Annotated in this window: 18 protein-coding genes; 6 read left to right on the top strand and 12 right to left on the bottom strand. The window is 35.8% G+C overall.

Going from position 1 to position 18,534, the window contains the following annotated elements; genetic code table 11:
* The first annotated feature begins 4 nt into the window (after positions 1-4).
* Together CCAL_RS02285 and CCAL_RS02280 are read left to right on the top strand one after the other, a co-directional pair.
* Complete coding sequence (locus CCAL_RS02285; RefSeq protein WP_169971909.1) at positions 5-520, top strand: phage major tail tube protein; 516 nt, start codon at positions 5-7, stop codon at positions 518-520.
* Position 521: 1 nt separating this feature from the next.
* Complete coding sequence (locus CCAL_RS02280; RefSeq protein WP_169938951.1) at positions 522-776, top strand: phage tail assembly protein; 255 nt, start codon at positions 522-524, stop codon at positions 774-776.
* Between the two features lie 300 nt (positions 777-1,076).
* Here CCAL_RS02280 and CCAL_RS02275 read toward each other — a convergent pair whose 3' ends face one another.
* Positions 1,077-1,337 (bottom strand): hypothetical protein, encoded by a 261-nt coding sequence (locus CCAL_RS02275; protein WP_172285038.1) that lies wholly within the window; start codon positions 1,335-1,337, stop codon positions 1,077-1,079.
* A 74-nt stretch (positions 1,338-1,411) separates the two neighbouring features.
* Here CCAL_RS02275 and CCAL_RS02270 point away from each other — a divergent pair, with 74 nt between their 5' ends.
* Genes CCAL_RS02270 through CCAL_RS02255 form a run of 4 tightly spaced genes read left to right on the top strand, consistent with a single transcriptional unit; the run spans position 1,412 to position 5,246 of the window.
* On the top strand, positions 1,412-3,709 hold the full coding sequence (locus CCAL_RS02270; protein ID WP_172285037.1) for a phage tail tape measure protein: 2,298 nt from the start codon (positions 1,412-1,414) through the stop codon (positions 3,707-3,709).
* Between the two features lie 10 nt (positions 3,710-3,719).
* On the top strand, positions 3,720-4,094 hold the full coding sequence (locus CCAL_RS02265) for a phage tail protein (protein ID WP_169971912.1): 375 nt from the start codon (positions 3,720-3,722) through the stop codon (positions 4,092-4,094).
* Positions 4,087-4,281 carry a tail protein X gene (locus CCAL_RS02260; RefSeq protein ID WP_169971913.1) on the top strand — a complete coding sequence of 65 codons (195 nt, stop codon included), beginning with the start codon at positions 4,087-4,089 and terminating at the stop codon, positions 4,279-4,281. Before CCAL_RS02265 ends, CCAL_RS02260 begins: the two co-directional genes overlap by 8 nt.
* Positions 4,275-5,246: a phage late control D family protein gene (locus CCAL_RS02255; RefSeq protein WP_169971914.1), complete on the top strand. Its 972-nt coding sequence runs from the start codon at positions 4,275-4,277 to the stop codon at positions 5,244-5,246. Before CCAL_RS02260 ends, CCAL_RS02255 begins: the two co-directional genes overlap by 7 nt.
* Before the next feature lie 2 nt (positions 5,247-5,248).
* Here CCAL_RS02255 and CCAL_RS02250 read toward each other — a convergent pair whose 3' ends face one another.
* The 11 genes from CCAL_RS02250 to nhaD form a co-directional block, all read right to left on the bottom strand.
* On the bottom strand, positions 5,249-7,198 hold the full coding sequence (locus CCAL_RS02250; RefSeq protein ID WP_169971915.1) for an ATP-binding protein: 1,950 nt from the start codon (positions 7,196-7,198) through the stop codon (positions 5,249-5,251).
* A gap of 110 nt (positions 7,199-7,308) precedes the next feature.
* Complete coding sequence (locus CCAL_RS02245) at positions 7,309-8,139, bottom strand: DUF262 domain-containing protein (RefSeq protein WP_172285036.1); 831 nt, start codon at positions 8,137-8,139, stop codon at positions 7,309-7,311.
* Positions 8,140-8,647: 508 nt separating this feature from the next.
* Positions 8,648-9,637 carry a caspase family protein gene (locus CCAL_RS02240; RefSeq protein ID WP_216656483.1) on the bottom strand — a complete coding sequence of 330 codons (990 nt, stop codon included), beginning with the start codon at positions 9,635-9,637 and terminating at the stop codon, positions 8,648-8,650.
* 23 nt (positions 9,638-9,660) lie between these two features.
* Entirely contained in the window at positions 9,661-10,038 is a 378-nt protein-coding gene (locus CCAL_RS02235; RefSeq protein ID WP_147612645.1) for a TIR domain-containing protein, read from the bottom strand.
* Between the two features lie 25 nt (positions 10,039-10,063).
* Entirely contained in the window at positions 10,064-11,020 is a 957-nt protein-coding gene (locus CCAL_RS02230) for a HaeIII family restriction endonuclease (RefSeq protein ID WP_170016223.1), read from the bottom strand.
* Between the two features lie 13 nt (positions 11,021-11,033).
* Positions 11,034-12,056 (bottom strand): DNA cytosine methyltransferase, encoded by a 1,023-nt coding sequence (locus CCAL_RS02225; protein ID WP_170016221.1) that lies wholly within the window; start codon positions 12,054-12,056, stop codon positions 11,034-11,036.
* 1 nt (position 12,057) lies between these two features.
* On the bottom strand, positions 12,058-12,279 hold the full coding sequence (locus CCAL_RS02220) for a helix-turn-helix domain-containing protein (RefSeq protein WP_170016219.1): 222 nt from the start codon (positions 12,277-12,279) through the stop codon (positions 12,058-12,060).
* Positions 12,280-12,428: 149 nt separating this feature from the next.
* A complete protein-coding gene (locus CCAL_RS02215; protein WP_394346909.1) occupies positions 12,429-13,832 on the bottom strand; it encodes a relaxase/mobilization nuclease domain-containing protein in 1,404 nt (467 codons plus the stop codon).
* Positions 13,833-13,901: 69 nt separating this feature from the next.
* Positions 13,902-15,322 (bottom strand): IS3 family transposase gene (locus CCAL_RS02210; RefSeq protein WP_236860491.1). Its coding sequence is split into 2 segments (ribosomal slippage): positions 13,902-14,836 and positions 14,836-15,322, totalling 1,422 coding nucleotides; the frame shifts between segments, so codons are not numbered across the junction.
* Between the two features lie 164 nt (positions 15,323-15,486).
* On the bottom strand, positions 15,487-17,022 hold the full coding sequence (gene guaA / locus CCAL_RS02205; RefSeq protein ID WP_170016215.1) for a glutamine-hydrolyzing GMP synthase: 1,536 nt from the start codon (positions 17,020-17,022) through the stop codon (positions 15,487-15,489).
* On the bottom strand, positions 17,022-18,398 hold the full coding sequence (nhaD, locus tag CCAL_RS02200; RefSeq protein ID WP_170016213.1) for a sodium:proton antiporter NhaD: 1,377 nt from the start codon (positions 18,396-18,398) through the stop codon (positions 17,022-17,024). The genes guaA and nhaD overlap by 1 nt, the downstream gene beginning before the upstream one ends.
* Positions 18,399-18,534: the final 136 nt, after the last annotated feature.

The raw sequence follows: 18,534 nt of genomic DNA, 5'->3' as shown, positions 1-18,534 counted from the left end.
AAAAATGACAAAACGACAAATCCCGGACGTTATTCAAGAAGCCAACGTTTTTATTAACGGACAAGGCTATTTAGGTGTTACAAAGAATTTAAAGGTGCCAACACTTGAGTTTGAAACCGTTGAGGCAAAAGGTGCTTTAAGCACAAACTACTCAACTGGTATGCTAAAAGCTACCGAGCTTGAGTTTAAAATTTCAAAGATTGATAAAAACCAGTTTGTATCTATCGGACTAAATTCATTTACCGATCGTATCCCATTTTTATTTAAAGCCTCTATTTTTAGAAGTGGTAAGGGCGACCCTGTGCCATTTTCAATGGCAGCAACAGGCGATATCATAAGCTGGGAGGTTAGCGAGTTTGAAAGCGGTAAAGAGGTTGAAGTAAGTGTAAAGCTTTCGGCTCATTTTTTAGATATAAACATAGATAACGTGCCAATGGTAGTTAAGGATGTTGAAAACATGATATGCCTTATTTCAGGCGTTGATTACATGGCAAAAGTTAGATCAAATTTAGGAGAGTGATATGCAAAAGAAAATCATAGAAGAAAAAGGTAATAAATATAGCGTCATCAAGCTAAGCGATGGTAAAGAGATAAAAATTCGCTATCCAAAAGGCAGAGATTTAAGGTTTGCCATGAGTGGGGCAAAGAGCGATGAAGCAACGCTAACATTTAGGTTAGCAAGTAGCTTAACTTGCCTAAGCGAAGCTGAGCTTGACGAGCTAGAAGCGAATGATTGTGCGACCATTTTAAAAGAGGTGAGTAGTTTTTTAGCATAGCCCCGACTTATGATGGGGTTGCAATAATCGCTCATATTTTACATTTTTCATATAGTGAAATTATGAATTTTTACTTAGATGAATATGAGGAGTTTTTAAAACGTGCCGTGGAGATTGTTAAGGCTAAAAATATGGCTGAGTAGGGGTTATTTTTTTGTAAATACGCCTGTAGCGATGTTTAAAACAGAGCAGGCGGCGCCCTCGTGGCCCATATCCTAAATTTCGGTTATAACGAAATTTTAGATACGGAAATTAGCGAATTTTTGCAATTTGTAAAAATCTCGCAAGAGATTTTAAAGGCTAAGAGCGTGTTATGAAAAACAGCTTTGTTAGGGTTTTATATGAGCCCTTAAATAGATTTTTAAAAATAAAAGAACAAAGTATCGATAGGGGGATGGTTAAAGGAAAAAGAATAAGTGCCGCAAACGGAGCACCGATAAGAGAGTAAAGCAGTGCATAAGGCTCGTCTATAAAAGCAAATAGCAAAACAAAACCGATAAGCACGGCAAAGGCTTTATTTAAAAACATATCGGCATTAAGCTGGGCGTTTATTCTATTCATCTTATCCTCTCTTTTTGGCAGATTATACAATATTTTTTTGACAATGGCACATAAAAACAAAAAAGGATCAAAAAATGGCTGATACGTCAGTAGGCATAGCTTTAAATTTAGCAGTTAAAGGGCTTGCTAATATCGATATGTGCGGTGCTTCTATGAAAAAGCTTGCACTTTCTATTAAAGGAGCGGGCAAAGAGGCGCGCTATTTGATGAAAGAGTTAAAGCAGATAAAAGAAAATAACCTTAGACTTGACGGCATCAAAAGGCAGATGGACGGCTTTAAATCGCAAGTGATGGAGCGAGCCGCTACAGCCGTAAGCCTAGCAATGCCGGTAAAATTTGCCATTGATTACGAGAGTGCCATGGTCAATGTTAAAAAATACATTGAGTTTGAGAGCGAAGAGCAATTTAAGCAAATTGGAAGCGAAATTAAGCAGCTATCATCTCATCTTGGAGTTGGTTTTACAGAGATTGCCGACATAGCCGCTAGTGGAGGCCAACAAGGTTTAAAGGCTAATGAAATAATGGATTACACTAAGCTTGTAACAAAGCTAGGCGTAGCTTTTGATATGAGCGGTAAGGACGCAGGCGATGCGGCAGCTTATGTAATGAATAACTTTAAACTAAGCGTAAAAGAGCTTGAAAAGCTTGGAAACCAGATGAACTTTTTAGACGATAAAATGTCAATGGTAAAAGCAAATGAGCTATTTAATATCCTAAATAGAACTTCATCAAATGCTAATATTTTAGGGCTCAGTGCGGATAGCACGGCAGCACTTGGAGCTAGTTTATTAAGCGTAGGAAAAGCCCCAGAAGTAGCCTCTACTGCACTAAATTCAATGTTTAACGCATTAGCGAATTTGGACGGGCAGGACGAGAAATTTCATAAAGCCTTAAACAAGATGGGAATGGACGCGCAATATCTAAAAAATGCCCTTAAAAAAGATGCCGCAACCGCCTTGCAAGAGTTTATTTTAGCCATTAGCAACGTAAAAGGCGATGAGCAAATGGGCGTATTAACCGATATGTTCGGCAAACAATTTAGCGACGATCTGGGCTCACTAGCCGTCAATAAAGACATTTTAAACAATGCCTTTAATCTTATAAAGCAAGATAGCAGCAAGAGTCTAGATGAGGCATTAAAGCTTAAACTAAAAACCACAAAAAGTAGTCTAGAGCGCCTTATAAATTCGCTTAAAAATTTAGGCGTAAATATCGGTAGCGTTTTATTGCCGCCGCTTGCTACTCTAGCAGACGGACTGGCTAAGGTGTCAAATTGGTTAAGCGAATTAACCGAAAAAAGCCCTATCGTAAGTAAAATTATAAGCGGACTTGGCGTAGCTATAATGGGCTTTGCCGTGATTTTACCTGCCGTAGGTTACGCAGCGGCTTTTGTAAGCGGCGGGCTATTAAGGCTTAAAAACGTGTTTTTGCTCTTAAAGATTGAGGCCTCGCTGGCTACTATAAAATTAAAGAGGCTAACGGCTGCTCTTTGGCTAAAAGACAAAGCAATGAAAGCACTTACGGCCACGACAAAGCTACTAACTTCTGCTATGAAAGCTTTGGGTAAATTCATAAAAGGTGCCTTTTGGGTTGCAGGGAAAGCACTTGTTTTAGCTTACAACGTAGCGCTAAACACTCTTAAATTTACAGTCGGTGCAGCAAGCAAAGCGTTTAAATTTCTAGCTATCGGCATAAGAGCGATCAGTGCGGCGATGATGGCTAATCCTTTGGGTTTGATATTAGGCAGTATCGTAGTAGTCGCAGGAATAATCATTGCAAACTGGGATAAGGTAAAGGCGTGGTTTATGGCATTTATAGAGTGGTTACGTCCCATTTGGGAGCCGACAATCAACGGCATAAAGCAGATTTGGAACGAGGTCGGCTCATTTTTTAGCTTTATAACCGATGGGTGGAAAGCAATATTTAGCGGCGTGGCTGATTTTATGGCAACAGTATTTCAAGAGCCCGTAGAATGGATAAAGGGGCTATTTGAGCCGCTATTTAACTGGCTGGCAGAGAAATTTAGCTGGGTTGGCTCTGCACTTGATGGTATAAAAAGCGGAGTTAAAACAGCTCTTGGCTGGGTGAGGCTTGGTGGCGATGAGCAAAGCTATGATACGCCAAATGGCGGATTTAGTAGCGGCGGCGGACTAATATCATCTAGCTTTAGCCCTGCCGCACAATATCAGGCAGCAGCCATGACTGCAAGCGGAGCCACAATAAATGTAAATTTTAGTGGCGGTATAAATATTGCCACAAACAACGGCAAATTTGATATGAGCGAGTTTGAAAGACAGCTAGTAAGTAGCGTAAAAAGGGCTTTAAAAACTGATGAGATGAATGCCAAAAATAGAAGCATTATAGGACAATAAGGGGCTAAAAATGGTCTTATCGTTAGGTGGATTTAAATTTAATTGGAAGCAAATGGGCGGCATAAGCCGTGAAAGCGAATTTGGCATAAGCTCTAATGACAGGATAGGAAACTATCCGGCTTTGTTTCGTGCGAATTTAGGAGATGAGAGTATAAAGATAGACGGACACACCTTGCCGTATCAAGGCGACAAGCAAGAGGCTCTAAAAGAGCTTTATGCTCTAGCCGGTACAGGACAAAGCTATCCGCTAGTAACTGGATACGGCAAGTATTTAGGCAAATTTGTAATAGCAAAGATAAGCGAGAGCCAAGCGATTTTTACAAACGACGGGCTATTTTTTACGCAAGGATTTAGTTTAGAGCTTAAAAGGGATTATGATGGATAAAATTTATATAGTTAGCGACAATGAGCGTTTAGATACTATCATTTATAAACATTACGGCACTTTAGAGAACTTTGCCGAAATTTTAGCCTTTAATAGTCATTTAAACGCTATTTCAAGGGCTGGAGATAGAGTGTTTTTACCTGAGATAAAGACAGAGGTGGTAAAAAAGGAGCGTAGTTTATGGTAAGAGTGCCAAATTTTAAACTCCTAGCCAAAGGCAACGACATAACAGCCAAAATCAAATCAAATCTCATAAGCCTAAGCTACGAGGATAAAGAGGGAAGCGAAAGTGATGAGATAGCGTTTGTAGTAAACGGCATATACGCTAAACCGATGTTCGGCGATAATTTAGAGCTTTGGCTTGGGTATGAAGATAATCTTTACCATTGCGGCAAATTTAGCGTGCAAACAGCCACGCGTGATTACAAGGCAAATACAACCGAAGTTAGGGCTACTGCCGTAAATTTCGCAAGTCCTCAAAAGCTCGCCAAACGTAGAAGCTGGGAAAATACTAGCTTGTTTGCCATAGCATCAAAAATAGCCGCTGAAAATAAGCTAAACGTAAAAACAAGCGGAACGGATCAGCCTATCGCCTCCGTTCTGCAAAACGATATTAGCGATCTTGATTTTTTATATGGAATTTGCTTTGAGTATGGCTATATAATGAAAGTAGCAAATAACACCGTGATAATAACTAGCAAAGATGCTAAGGGCGATGATACGCAGACGTCAAATACAGCCAAAAATGAGAATTTACCAAAATTTAGTATCGAGCTAAGCGAGTGTGAAAGCCTAAGTATAACAGAGGCGAATCGCAACAGCTATACGGCCGTAATAGTGCAGTGGCACGATAGCAAAGAGGGCAAAGATAAACAGGCTAAAGTAGGCAGTGGAGAGCAAACCTATAAGCTAAATATCCCCGAGCCAAAGAGCGATAACGAAGCCTTTAAAAAAGGCGAAGTAAAGCTAAATGAGCTGCAACGCGGCGGAATAAACGGCTCGCTTACGGCTACGGGTAGAGAATTAAGAGCCGGCGGAAAGCTGAAAGTTTTAGGCGTCAATGGACTTAATGGCGTGGAGTTTAGTATAAAGTCAGTATCACACAATCTAAACACTAAAAGTTATATGGTGGATGTGGAGTTTGAGGGGTAAGGTTATTGATTATGCTCTAAAATAAAGCTTTCAAGATCCTTCCATTTGCTAGTTTTTATTTTATTATTTATATCAGAAATTTTTTCATTGCATCGTTTTTTGGCATCATAAATAATCTCATCCCAACTTTTTGGAATTATCATAAATCCATCGTTATCAATGTTGCCTACTGTGTAGGCACTTGGTGCTTTGGTGTCAGAAACGGCTATAGCATAAATCCTTTTTCTTGTCTGGTTATCATATCTTTTGCTAATTTCTTTTAGTGTTTTTACGTATTTATTCATAATTTCTTGTAGAATTTTTTGGTCTATAGTCACACCTGGTTTTTTAAGTTCTATAATATAAATGGTATCATTTGCAAAAACTGGTATAAAAATATCTGGTATTTTTTTTAAATTATGCTCCCTAGAAATGAGATCTAATTCATCTGAATCAAATTGAAAAAATTTATCACTTTCTAGTATCGTTTTTAGTGACACATCACTGGCGTATTTATCTCTATCAATGCCATCAAACAGCTCACCAAATATCCAAAGATGCTTATCTACGACATGGTGCAACATTGTTCTTTCTTTTACTTTTTTACTATTTTTGCCATTTACTAACTCTGAGAGTTTTTCTAAAAAATCAAGCCTAGCGATATATTTTTCTTTTTCTGATATGGCTTTGATTATGCCATAATTTGCCTCAATATATCTCAGCTTATCGCTATCTTTTGGCTTTAAATTTAACACAGTCATTATGTTGTCTATATAGTTATCGGGAGATTGTTTAAGCAAAACATCTATAAGTCTTACGATAATTTGTTTGGCATCTTCAGATATTTTTTTATTTCCAAGTTTTTCTAAAAAAGGGAATATTATCGCTTGATATGTATTTTCTACGATCTCATCTTTGCGTAGCTCTAAAAATTTTAAATATTCTTTTGAAATTTTTCCAATATTGTCTTTATAAATGCCAAACAATATGCTTTCAAGTCGCACGGCTATTTGGTTTCGTAGATTTTTTATAACAATATCCGTAAAAACGTTATCGTAGTCATCTTGACAGTCAATATAATCTCTATCATTAAAATATTGTGACTTGACTATAATGGAGTGATTTTGTTTAAAGCCCGGAAACATTAGTTTAGACTTGCCAGATGGAGCTATGCCTTTTAATGATCCATTAACATCTAAAAATAATATATGTTTTTGTCTGTCAGATTTTAAGCTCACTCTATCGTTCCATATATAAAAATCAACATTGAAGCTATATTTCAAATCATCGTTTAAAACAGTAACTGTTTCGTGCATTTGTTTTTCTATAAAATTTTTAATTTCTAAAAGCTCATCATTAACGTATATATTAATACTATTTGATGCTATCCTGTCTGCAAAATACGATACAAGCTCATTTTTGATGTACTCTACATAGGCATTGCAACTTTGTTCATTTGTCTCAAAATAATCAGTTGAGATATTTTTAAATTGTATAAGCGTTGTGAAATTTTTCTTAATTTTTGTATCTATTTGACTGTTAAAATCATCCTTTAAAATCGCGACGCTTTGTCGGTCTTTGCACTCAAATGAAATTTTAGATTTTTGACCATCTTTTACGACAAATATACTAATATCGCTAGGGTCTTTGGTTATTTTAAGATAGGTGTATCTACCTCTGCCTCTTTTGCCATAATTGACTTTATCGTGCTTTGTTGAGACTTTATATTGGCAAAAAACTTCCTCAAACACATTATCGCTTGTTGGTATTCCAATTCCATCATCTGCTACATCAATACTGTAATAATTATATGGAAACATTCCGCTATTATCAGTGTCTTCATATAGTTTTACATAAACATTTTTACTTTTGGCATCAATAGCATTCGCAACTGCTTCTATAATAGCAGAATCGGATGGCTTAAAGTCATTTTTGATTGATTGAAATGTGACTTTTGTATCAAAGCTTTTCATGATTAATGCCTTACAATAATGGTATCGAATCATAACAAATAAAACATAATAAACATTTTAAAAGCTTTTTATCGGCATTAAAAACGACAAAACAAAAGAGTGTTCGTAAGCTATCTTTTATATGATCGATATGGAGTTTGAGGGGTGAAATTCTCATTTTTTACGTTTTGGTGAAAAACGAGAAAATTTTTTACGAAAAAAGTGAGAAAGGATAATTGAGACAACAAGGCAAGATATCTTACAAAATCCATCTTGGCATCATTGACAAATATTTTGTTGACAAATTCAGGCTTAAAATATTTTGTCAAATCTTTGTTTAAGTAATACAACGCAGATCTACTTTCTTGAGGCAATAATGTTTCACCCTGCATATTTATATTTCTAAATACTTTGGAATAAAAATTTTGTTGTTGTTTTTGGTCGTTTGTATTAGGAACTAGATATGAAAAACCTAAGAAATTATTATTAAAAAAATCATCATCAACCTCATAATCTATATTTGCATAATTACCGTCAATTATATTATTTTTAATTTCGTTCTTCTCTCTTCCTTTTTTGACAAGACTATTAAAATTCCACTCTAAAATATTATCCATAAGCCCTTCGTCTATAGGATTATCATCTTCGTCCGCAAAACCAATTTGCTCCTTGCTAGCAAAAGATTTTTTGTCGGGAAACAATCCAAGATATGCCAGCAATATACTTGTTAGGCGTTGCTGTCCATCCAAAATTAAATTAACATTTTTTCCATCTTCTTCAAAACTTCCTATCGTTATAGGCGGAATAAATTGTTTTTCTTTAAAAGCTTTTATAAGTTCTTTTGTTTTTTCTTGTTTCCAAACAAAATATCTCTGGTATTCTGGCAAAATAATATTTCTTTTTAAAATTAAATTTATCCAATGCTTTAATGAATACTCACCGTAATAAATTTTATTATCCACAATCTTTCCTTTGTTTAAAGATTACAATTACTTATTTGACTTGTTATTACAATCTTATCTTAATATTTGTCTTTTTTGCAATGGGTTATAGAAAATAGATTTTCATCAATTATATATTTTTAAACATTCGATGTATAATTTTGTTTATGGCATTGGTTTTAACGATGGCTTGCATCAATAGCACATGCCACTAAAAACCACTTTTAAAATTTTTAATAAATTTATGTAATTTTATATTTTATTTTAAAACAACCAGGATTGCACTGTATTATTTTTACAAATAACACAATTTAACCCTAGTTGCTTAAATGCTTTTTATTTAATAATAGCTTATTCCCACTCAATATGTCCATTGATATCGTTTTGTATAAATGGCATAAAATCAATGTTTTTGTTATCAGCTTTAGCCTTATTATCCGTTTTATTTCTGTTTATCCGATTTTTTGCAAGCATATTGCAAGCATGGATATAAAACAAATTGTTCCCAATTTTACAACAACCTGTAGCATTAAAATCTTTTATCTCTTGATAATTTCCAATAATGTAACCCTAAAGGTGTTAATTTGCATGTTTTACTATTCATAGCTGCAAAGTACATATGATCCTCTCCAACTGGTTCAATTAATCCAATACTTTCAAAAAGTTGTAAATCCTTAAATATTTTCACATTATCTTCTTGAGCATATGGTTGTTTAATTTCATGAGTCTCATTTGGTGAATTCGTGAATTCAAAAGAAGGATCTAATTTAAATTCAGAATCAGCATTTTCAAAATATGTACTCAGTTTCCTCAATGTTTTCTTTGAAACTTTTGGTTCAATCGTCCTTATTGGTAAAAATCTGGAAATGTTAGTCTTGAACAAAGGACGTTGCTCCCACAAGCCTAAAGACTGGTCAACAAACGAATATAGACTTGCTGGAGTTATATTACCACCAACATCGGCAGCTCCACCTTTTAATCCTTGTATTAGTAGTTCAGTAAATACTCCATGTCCAGGTATTCCATCATCACCCGATACCTCCATAGAATATTCATCCCTATTACTTGCAGTAATTATAGTAACTCCATTTGCTAAAACAGATTCCGTAGAATTAGAAATGCTATTCTCTCCAAACCTTCCGGAAAAACAACAATCTAAAATTATAATTTTGTTTTTGCTTTTCGACTTATTTGCCATCGATAAAATTTCACTCATAGGAATTCCAGCATCCATTCCAGTAAAATCTGGAGTCACTAGCTTCCCATCAACTAAATCCGTACCATGACCTGAAAAATAAAATAATGCTATATCGGCTTCCCCTTCATTAAATAATGCGTTTACATGATTATATAACTCTGCTTTCGTTTTAATATCCAATGCATATTTAACTTCAAAGTTTGGACTTCCATCACCATTTTCAGAAAGAATCTTTCCAATTTCTTCTGCATCATTTACACAACCTGCTAATGGACAAGTAGGATAATCATTTATTCCAACTACTAAAGCTTTATTATTCACCACCGTTTTTCCCTCCAAGCAAATTAAATATTATTAATCCAATTTGAAATATTTGACCATGTCCAATCCATTAGTCTGATATATCCACACTCATCTGGCACCTTAACACCTGCATGATTGTCATTTCCATAAATTCCAACTATTGGTATATTTTCGTCCTTTGCACACTTCATTTCCCATATTTGTCCACTAGCATTTTTTGTATTTGTTGTAATAATAGAAATCACACCATCACATCCTTTTATTCTGCTTCTACAATTTGTTTTCCATTGTGAATCCCATGGTTGTTTCACTGACATATCAACAAATTCAAATGGACTATTTGCATTTTTAGATTGTCCTTTCAAAAAATCTCTTAATCTTTCATCCTCAATTGCAAAACTAATAAATATTCTTTTCATTTTTATCCTCCTATTTTAACAGCCATTACTTCCATCTACAATCTATTGAAATAATAGTCGTAGGCATCCCTATAATTTGTATATCAAACTTCAAACTTGATTCTACTTTAGTCGAAGCATTATGAATTCTGAAACTAAATTGCCAACCACCATCAAGATATAATTCCAAGGTGTTTTTACTACCCGGTTTATATTCTAAACTTACAATTCGTGTTGGAAGTGTCGATATTGGTAATTCAATGCTTCTCTTTTTCTTATTCCCCTGCTTATTTAAAGTGCCTCTTAAATTATAACTTTGAATTTGAGTTGTTCGTTTATTATCAATTCCAATAACTTTATAAAAATCAAATTCTCCAAGTAAGTACTCCACCATAAGTTTTGGTATGTCTTTTCCAAACAAATGATTTTGCCTTTCCAATTCGCCTTTGAAAGCATTTAACAATGGAATATATACATCATCTTCTTTATTAGGTAAATCGCTCCACTTAGAGTCCTTTTGTTTCTCAACGTCAAGATATTCAAATATAGGTTTAATCTCTTTCCAATATTGTTCGGAACAATCGATACCATACCATTTTCTGCCAAAATCTAAGTTCTTTGACAGCCTACTATGCTTAACAGCAAAATGATTATGCTTAACACTTAAACCTATTTCCCATTCAATCCCTCGTCTAATAATCAAGACATCTCTTACATCGCCTTCCTTCCCTTTATCATCCGATTGAATTTTTAATTCAAGCTCATCATCCCCATCATCTAAAATCAAAGGTTCAAGGTCAAATATAGTGTTAACTCCTGCCAAGGCACTAACTTTATATATTGTTTTTTCAGAGTCAGCTAAAGTATTCCACGCTCTTTCTGCTGCAAAGTAACTACTATTTTTTTCTATCTTTGCCGGTCTTACTTTAGATATTTCATCAAATAATGTAATTAAATAGGAGAACTCATATGCTCTTCCTTGATTATTACTTTTATTGCTCATGACTAACCTCCAATTAATTATCTGTACCAGTTTTTAATAGATTACTATTTACACTTGAATTATCTAAAGTAGATGAAATTGCTTTAGCCATTTCAAATGCAAGATTTACTGGCACAGCATTACCAATCATTTTATAGGCATCATTTAAATTCGTATAATAGAATTTAAAATCATCTGGAAACCCTTGTATTCTTGCACACTCTCTCACTGTTAATCTTCTGTATAGTGCTTCCTTACCAGGTTCGAATATATTTTTATTTTTTTTTACTTTAGGCATCACTGGTGCTTGTGGATGTAGCTGACATTGTCTTCCTGAAGCTTGAACTGTAAATGCCTGTTCATCCCATCGTCTAACTCTATTTCTACTCATAAAAATAGGTGAGTACGCACCGACAAAGTATTCATGATTCATAACTTTGCAATTATTACCATTAGTTTTATTTCTCTCTAATGCCGGTATTGCAGAATCCTTCAAGTCCAAAATAGCATCTTTAAAAGTTAATTTGTTTTTATATGGTTTGGGTGGTTCAAATTTAACCTTCAAATCTTTCCTAAATCCCACATAAAAAACTCTTTTTCTATCTTGTGGAACACCATAGTCACTTGCATTTAACAAGTGAATAAAGACATCATAACCAGCTTCTTCAAATTGAGAAACTATATTCTCAACGGCATCATTATGTCGTCTTGCCATCATCCCCTTAACATTTTCGGCAAGGAAAAACTTAGGGTTTTTATCCTTCAAAATACGTATATACTGATAAAATAATTGTCCTCGCGGGTCATTGATCCCCTTTAAAGAACCTGCTTCACTCCATGATTGACATGGCGGTCCTCCTATAATTCCATCACAGTCAGGGAACATATCTGAAGGAATTCTACAAATATCTCCTTTTATAAGTTTAGTTTTATGATTTTTTTCATATGTTTCCCATATCGTTTTATCATATTCGTTTGCCGCAACCACATTAAATCCAGCTCTTTCAAAACCTAAATCTAATCCACCAGCTCCCGAAAACAAGCTAACTAAATTCATCCTATATTACCTCCGAAGAATCATTAACACATTCTACAATCTCAGAAATATCACATCCCAATACATCACATATCCTCAACAACACATCTGTAGTGACATTTTCACCATTTTTTATCTTGTAAAATGTACTTCTACTCACTTTAGCTTTATCCATAAGCTCTGTATTCTTCATTTCTATATCTATCAATCTTTTGAATAATTTTTTATAGCTAAGTTTCGACATGATTATCCTCCAGTCCTATCCGTCTTAATATCATATCGATTCTATTATACCATATAAATCAAACTTATAACAGTATTATATTCCGTTTTCTCAAACATAATTACACAAAGACTAATCGGTGCAATCCTAAAACCACACCGACCATAAAATTATCTTTCAGCTTCTTTCGATATTTTATTCTTTCTCTTATGATTTCCCTTCTCTTCAGCCTTATACTTCTTAATCGCGCAAATAACCGAATCTTTTTTCTTCTCCGTTCTATCCCTACCAAGATAATCATTCATATTAACCTTCAGATGCTCCAATTCCTCATACTGCGCTGCTAATGAATTATGTTTCTTCGCAATCTCCTCTTGCTTAGCTCGTAATTCTTTAGAATGCTCATTTAATTTTCTGAAAAGATTTTTTTCAGATTTTGTCTTTAACTCTCCTACTACAATATGTCTTAAGTGTGGAAATTGCTTAAGGAAAATATCTATTTCCTCATAAGACTTCTGATAGGCTTCTACATCTTTTCGATTCATCATCATATAAATTTTATCGTTCGGATTTTTACGATAGCCTTCATAATGTTCTCGCTTGCTGATGCAGATTTGAATATGCTTTACTACTTCTTTTATCCTTTTTTGCTCCAATGACAGCTTATCAAATTCTCGCTTTAAGTCGTTCTTTTCAATAGAGATTCTACTGATGCCACGCCCTAATTCTTCCATTGAATTAAAACCTTTATTTCTGATTTCAACCAGCGTTGAAGCCGCTGTTTGAAGATTATGCTTTGTCGCCCAACGTTCATATCCTCTACTTGACTTTGCTTTATCGTTGTTCTTAATATCTACGATATTGCCAATCTCTCTATCTTTATTCAGGATTCGTTCCTTAATTCTTTCTTCGGTATAGTTAGCTCCTATGGTCTTTGTTCTGGTAAATCTCTGCTGATTTTTAGTCCTGAAAGCTGTGTGTTTTCCTTGTTTAATTTTATAACCGCAGTTTTCCATTTTAGCTAAAAAGTCTTGCCAGTTGATTGACTGTTTTATAGTTCTATCAATATCAAACTGAAGCCTTGATTTATAGCTATTCCCTTTTTTATCCTCATTCCAGTCATACCAATTCACATATTTTCTTCGCCTAATCTCGTTGATTTCCTTTTGTGTTTCTTGGTCAATTACAGATAAATTATGCTCCTTGCAAAGTCTGTCGCTTTGATTTCTGATGTTCATATAAGAGCCGCAATAAGAATGATAAACCTTGCCCTCATCTACATCTATGGAATTAAAAATGATGTGATTGTGTATATGGTCTTTGTCGATATGTGTCGCTAAAACATACTCATATTTCCCGCCTAAAATCTTTTCACAAAGTTCAATTCCTACCTGATGAGCTTCTTCAAAGCTCACTTCTTCCGGAACAAAGGATTGGATTAAATGATGGGCTAAGGTCTTGGTTTTTGAACCAAATTGTTTCTTGGTAAGTTCAAATTCTTTATGAGCATTTTCTCTGCTGCACAGGTGAGTTGTAACATAGATTTCATTGTCGGTTTTATCTTCGTTACAGATATAGTTGATGTGACCCCCAAAAGTTAGACTTTTATTGCGTAACAGATATTAGAATCTGTTACGCAATTTTTATGCAGCTAAGAGACTAAGTCTGTATTGCACAGGACTCATCCATCCTAGTTTTTCTTTTATTCTTTGCTCGTTGTAATACTTAATGTATCGTTCAATTTCTGACTTTAATTCTTCATAACTATAGTAAACTACACCATGATAGATTTCCTGTTTAAGCAGACCAAAGAAGTTCTCCATAACAGAGTTGTCATGGCAGTTTCCTTTGCGTGACATACTTTGGAAAATCCGATTTTTCTTAAGGCGATGAGTGTATACCTTCATCTGATATGCCCAACCTTGATCTGAGTGGAATGTTCTTCGATATGGACAATCAGAGGTTGTTGCAATTGCCTGTTCTAATGCATCCATAACATTTTTAGCTGATGGTTGCCTTGCTATTCCAAAGCTGATAATTTCACCATTACACATATCCATAAATGGATCTAGATACAGCTTGTGCATGGTCATATGACCTTTCACATCAATCTCATAATACTTAAACTCAGTAGTATCCGTAGTAATCTTCTGATGAGGAATATGCGTGTTAAATCGTCTCTTTATACGATTAGGAGCAACCGTTCCGACTTTTCCATTGTATGAGCTGTATTTCCGATTTTTACGAGTGAATGATGTAACCTGTAAACCTAGTTTCTGCATTATACGTTGTACTTTCTTTTTGTTTCCACTGTAGCCTTGATTTCTTAATTCTCCAACCATTCGACGATAACCATAATCCTTGTGAGTCACTCTGATTTCAAGAATCTTCTCCTCGATTTCTTTGTCAGGGTTTTCTCTATCAAATCTTTTCCGCCAGTACATATATGTTGCCTTAGGCATGCCTACATAAGAGAGAAGGTCTTTTAGTTTGAATTCTCCTCGGAGGCTGTTGATGACGAGCGCCGTTCTCTCATTTTTGCCTCGTCCTCTAAGCGCAGCCTCCTCAGTTCTTTTAAAAAGGCATTCTCAATTCTTAGCTTAAGCAGTTCATCCTCTAATTCTTTTACGTGTTCGGCACTGGTGTCGACAACGCTGTTTTCTTGAGTTATTGGTTTGTTATCTATCTTAGGTTTATCCAATGTTTTCTTTCTACCTTTCTTGCGAGGTCTCAAAGCATCAGGACCTGCAACACGAAAGCGATTAACCCAGTTAGTAATCATACTTGGATTTGTTATACCTTCTTGAATCGCCAAGTCTTGATATGAAATCTCACTTGATAGATATGATTCTACAACAGAAATCTTCTTTTCGAAAGAGTATTTTGTTTGCTTACGAGAACGCATTAATCCTTCATCACCGAACGCTTTGTATGTATTAATCCATTTGCGTAGCTGAGAGTCAGAACCTAATCCATATTTTTTAGAAAGATATGGCGTTCCTCCTTTACCATCCAAATATTCTAAAACAACTTTCTTCTTGAATTCAAAATTATATTTTGCCATAAAAATACCGACCTCCCAATCGTTAGATTTTTTGGTCTAACTTTTGGGGGTCGGTACATATATACCGATTAGCGTTTTTACATGTAATAATAAAATTTGCAAGCATTTTGCAAGCACAACGCTCACAAAACAGCTATTTATAAGGCTTTAGAGCCTGTTTTTAACTACTCCCACTCGATCGTTGCAGGTGGTTTTGAGCTTATATCATAAACTACGCGGTTTATTCCCTCAACCTCGTTAATTATACGACGTGATACATTTTCAAGCAGGTCATAAGGAAGTCTTGAAAAGCTTGCCGTCATGCCATCACTAGCATCTACTACACGGATACAAACAGCGTTTTCATAAGTGCGGTTATCACCCATTACGCCTACGGAATTTACATTTAAAAGCACGCAAAATGCTTGCCATGTTTTGTTATACCAGCCTGTGCTTTTTAGCTCATCGCGAAGTATCACATCGGCTTTACGAAGAAGCTCCAAGCTAGGCACATTTACTTCACCCATTATGCGTATAGCAAGTCCTGGTCCCGGGAACGGATGACGGAAGACAAGATCGCGAGAAAGTCCTAGCTCAAGGCCAAGCTGTCTAACCTCATCTTTAAAAATTTCACGTAACGGCTCGATAAGCTCAAATTTCATCCAGTCAGGCAAACCACCGACATTATGATGACTTTTTATCGTTTTACTAGCACCAACAACCGAACTCTCGATGATATCGGTGTAAAGTGTGCCTTGTGCTAGGTATTTTACATTTGTGTGCTTTTTGGCTTCAGCGTCAAACACCTCGATAAACGTCTCGCCGATTATTTTACGTTTCTTCTCAGGATCGGTAACTCCTGCTAAACGACTTAAAAACATTTCACTCGCATCAATAACTATCAAATCAACGCCTAGACGAGTTCTAAATGTAGCCTCAACTTGCTCACGCTCATTTGTGCGAAGTAGACCGTTATCAACAAAAACAACTATTAAATTATCTTTTATACAATGTGCCAAAAGTGCCGCCACGACAGAGCTATCAACACCACCGCTAACTGCACAAAGCACCTTGTCATCGCCTACTTTAGCCTTTATACGCTCCATTTGCATTTTAGCAAAGCTTCCCATATTCCAAGTGCTTTCACAACCACAAATATGCTTAGCAAAATTCTTTAAAATTTGAGAGCCAAACTCGCTGTGCTGGACCTCCGGGTGAAACTGCATGGCATAAAATTTACGCACATCATCACCAAACACACAAAACGGTGAATTTTCGCTAGTCGCCAAAGGCTCAAACCCTTGCGGTAAATTTTCAACTATATCAGAGTGGCTCATCCATGCTATTTGAGAATTTGGAGTATCGGCAAACAAAACATGCTCTTTTACTACATTTAGCTCTGCCTTACCATACTCTTTTTTATTTGCCGCAGCAACCTTTGCTCCGAAGTTATGAGCTAGAAGTTGCATGCCGTAGCAAATTCCAAGTATCGGAAGACCTAAGCTAAAAACTCCCTCATCGCAAAAATAAGCATCGGCCGCATATACACTTGCAGGACCTCCACTTAGTATTATACCTTTTGGCTCTTTTGCCTTTATATCGTCAAGCTTGGCGTTAAACGGTAAAATTTCCGTATAAACACCCTGCTCTCTTAAACGACGAGCGATTAGCTGAGTATACTGCGAGCCAAAATCCAAAACAATAATGTCAGATGTTTTCATTAATAAATCCCTAAAATTTCAAACTGGACATACCAAATAGCGATCGAAACAACATATCCGACAACTATTTTCCATGCCTGGCTCATATGTGCGCCAAATGTGTAAATGCCTTTTAGTTTTCCCATTACGCCTACACCAGCAGCAGATCCAAAGCTTATCATAGAGCCACCGATACCTGCTGTTAACGTAACAAGCAACCACTGATCTAGACCCATACTAGGGTTTGATTTAAGAACCGCAGACATTACCGGAACATTATCAACGATAGCCGAAACGAAACCGACCGCGATGTTGATCGCGCTAAGACCGAATACATCATAAAGTTTGATAAGATAATCCAAGAAACCAAGGAAGTGAAGCGCGCCGACGGCTGAAAGGATACCAAAGAAAAATATCAACGTATCATTTTCTATCTTTGACATAAAGTGAAATAAGCCTATAGGCTCTTCGGTTTTATTTACTTTCTTAAAGATGTATGTGTAAATTCCTAAAAGTGACATACCAAACATCATACCAAACATCGCAGGAAGATGGAAAAGCTGATGTCCAAGAACCGCCGAAACTATCGTAAATACACCAAGATATATGATAACTTTACCGCCCTTTTTAATTGAAAATTTAGGCTCGTTCTCAGGGTCAAAGTGCGGGCTTCCTTCCGGAACGCTCTTAACAAGTAAAAGAGCGGTAACAAGCCAACCGATGATAGAAGCCGGAAATAAAGACAAGAAGTCCACAAAAGGAGCTTTGCCTGCAGCCCAAACCATAAGCGTAGTGATATCACCAAATGGGCTCCAAGCACCGCCGGCATTAGCCGCTACAACGATATTTATAGCGCCTGCAACCAAAAATGGCTTGTTGGTTCTATCTATTGTCAAAAGAACAGTTGAAAGGATAAGCGCGGTAGTTAGGTTATCGGCAACCGGGCTTAAGAAAAATGCAATAACACCTGTTAGCCAAAATAATTTTTTATACGTGTAACCTTTTGAAACAAGGTTGTATTTAAGGGTATTAAATACGTCTCTGTCGATAAGTGCTTCTATATAAGTCATCGCAACTGTTAAGAAAAATACAATCTGCGCGATCTCTAAGATAAGGTGATTTACTTCGTTATTTAACGGATGGACATCCATGCCATGGATAACCATGTAGATGCCAATTAGCATAAACATAAACGTACCTATAAAAAGCGCGGGCTTTGCTTTATTTACGTGGTATTTTTCCTCGGCGGCGATAAAATAATAACCGACGACGAATATAATTAAGCAAAGTATTCCGACCCATGTCGTGCTAAGGTCGATGTGCTCCGCACCGGCTGACTCTGCACCGCTTGCAAATAGCGAACAAAGCATCAGCAACATTAATGAAAGAATTTTCATAAATTTCTCCTATTTTTGGTTTTAAAAACGATGTATTTTACTTAAAACTACATAAAATTTATTTAAATTTTATTTAAAGGTTTGAGTTTTGCTCTCTTTCACAGGCTTATCTCCATAAAACGGATCCGCCTTGTAA

The organism is Campylobacter sp. RM6914 (assembly GCF_004803835.1).
Taxonomy (GTDB): Bacteria; Campylobacterota; Campylobacteria; order Campylobacterales; family Campylobacteraceae; genus Campylobacter_A; species Campylobacter_A californiensis.
Note: the sequence above shows the minus strand (reverse complement) of the source record. Positions and strands in the feature narration are given on the sequence as shown.

Coding starts and splice junctions, on each gene's coding strand:
- CCAL_RS02285 (WP_169971909.1), top strand. CDS start 5: ATGACAAAACGACAAATCCCGGACGTTATTCAAGAAGCCAACGTTTTT.
- CCAL_RS02280 (WP_169938951.1), top strand. CDS start 522: ATGCAAAAGAAAATCATAGAAGAAAAAGGTAATAAATATAGCGTCATC.
- CCAL_RS02275 (WP_172285038.1), bottom strand. CDS start 1,337: ATGAATAGAATAAACGCCCAGCTTAATGCCGATATGTTTTTAAATAAA.
- CCAL_RS02270 (WP_172285037.1), top strand. CDS start 1,412: ATGGCTGATACGTCAGTAGGCATAGCTTTAAATTTAGCAGTTAAAGGG.
- CCAL_RS02265 (WP_169971912.1), top strand. CDS start 3,720: ATGGTCTTATCGTTAGGTGGATTTAAATTTAATTGGAAGCAAATGGGC.
- CCAL_RS02260 (WP_169971913.1), top strand. CDS start 4,087: ATGGATAAAATTTATATAGTTAGCGACAATGAGCGTTTAGATACTATC.
- CCAL_RS02255 (WP_169971914.1), top strand. CDS start 4,275: ATGGTAAGAGTGCCAAATTTTAAACTCCTAGCCAAAGGCAACGACATA.
- CCAL_RS02250 (WP_169971915.1), bottom strand. CDS start 7,198: ATGAAAAGCTTTGATACAAAAGTCACATTTCAATCAATCAAAAATGAC.
- CCAL_RS02235 (WP_147612645.1), bottom strand. CDS start 10,038: ATGAAAAGAATATTTATTAGTTTTGCAATTGAGGATGAAAGATTAAGA.
- CCAL_RS02230 (WP_170016223.1), bottom strand. CDS start 11,020: ATGAGCAATAAAAGTAATAATCAAGGAAGAGCATATGAGTTCTCCTAT.
- CCAL_RS02225 (WP_170016221.1), bottom strand. CDS start 12,056: ATGAATTTAGTTAGCTTGTTTTCGGGAGCTGGTGGATTAGATTTAGGT.
- CCAL_RS02220 (WP_170016219.1), bottom strand. CDS start 12,279: ATGTCGAAACTTAGCTATAAAAAATTATTCAAAAGATTGATAGATATA.
- guaA (WP_170016215.1), bottom strand. CDS start 17,022: ATGAAAACATCTGACATTATTGTTTTGGATTTTGGCTCGCAGTATACT.
- nhaD (WP_170016213.1), bottom strand. CDS start 18,398: ATGAAAATTCTTTCATTAATGTTGCTGATGCTTTGTTCGCTATTTGCA.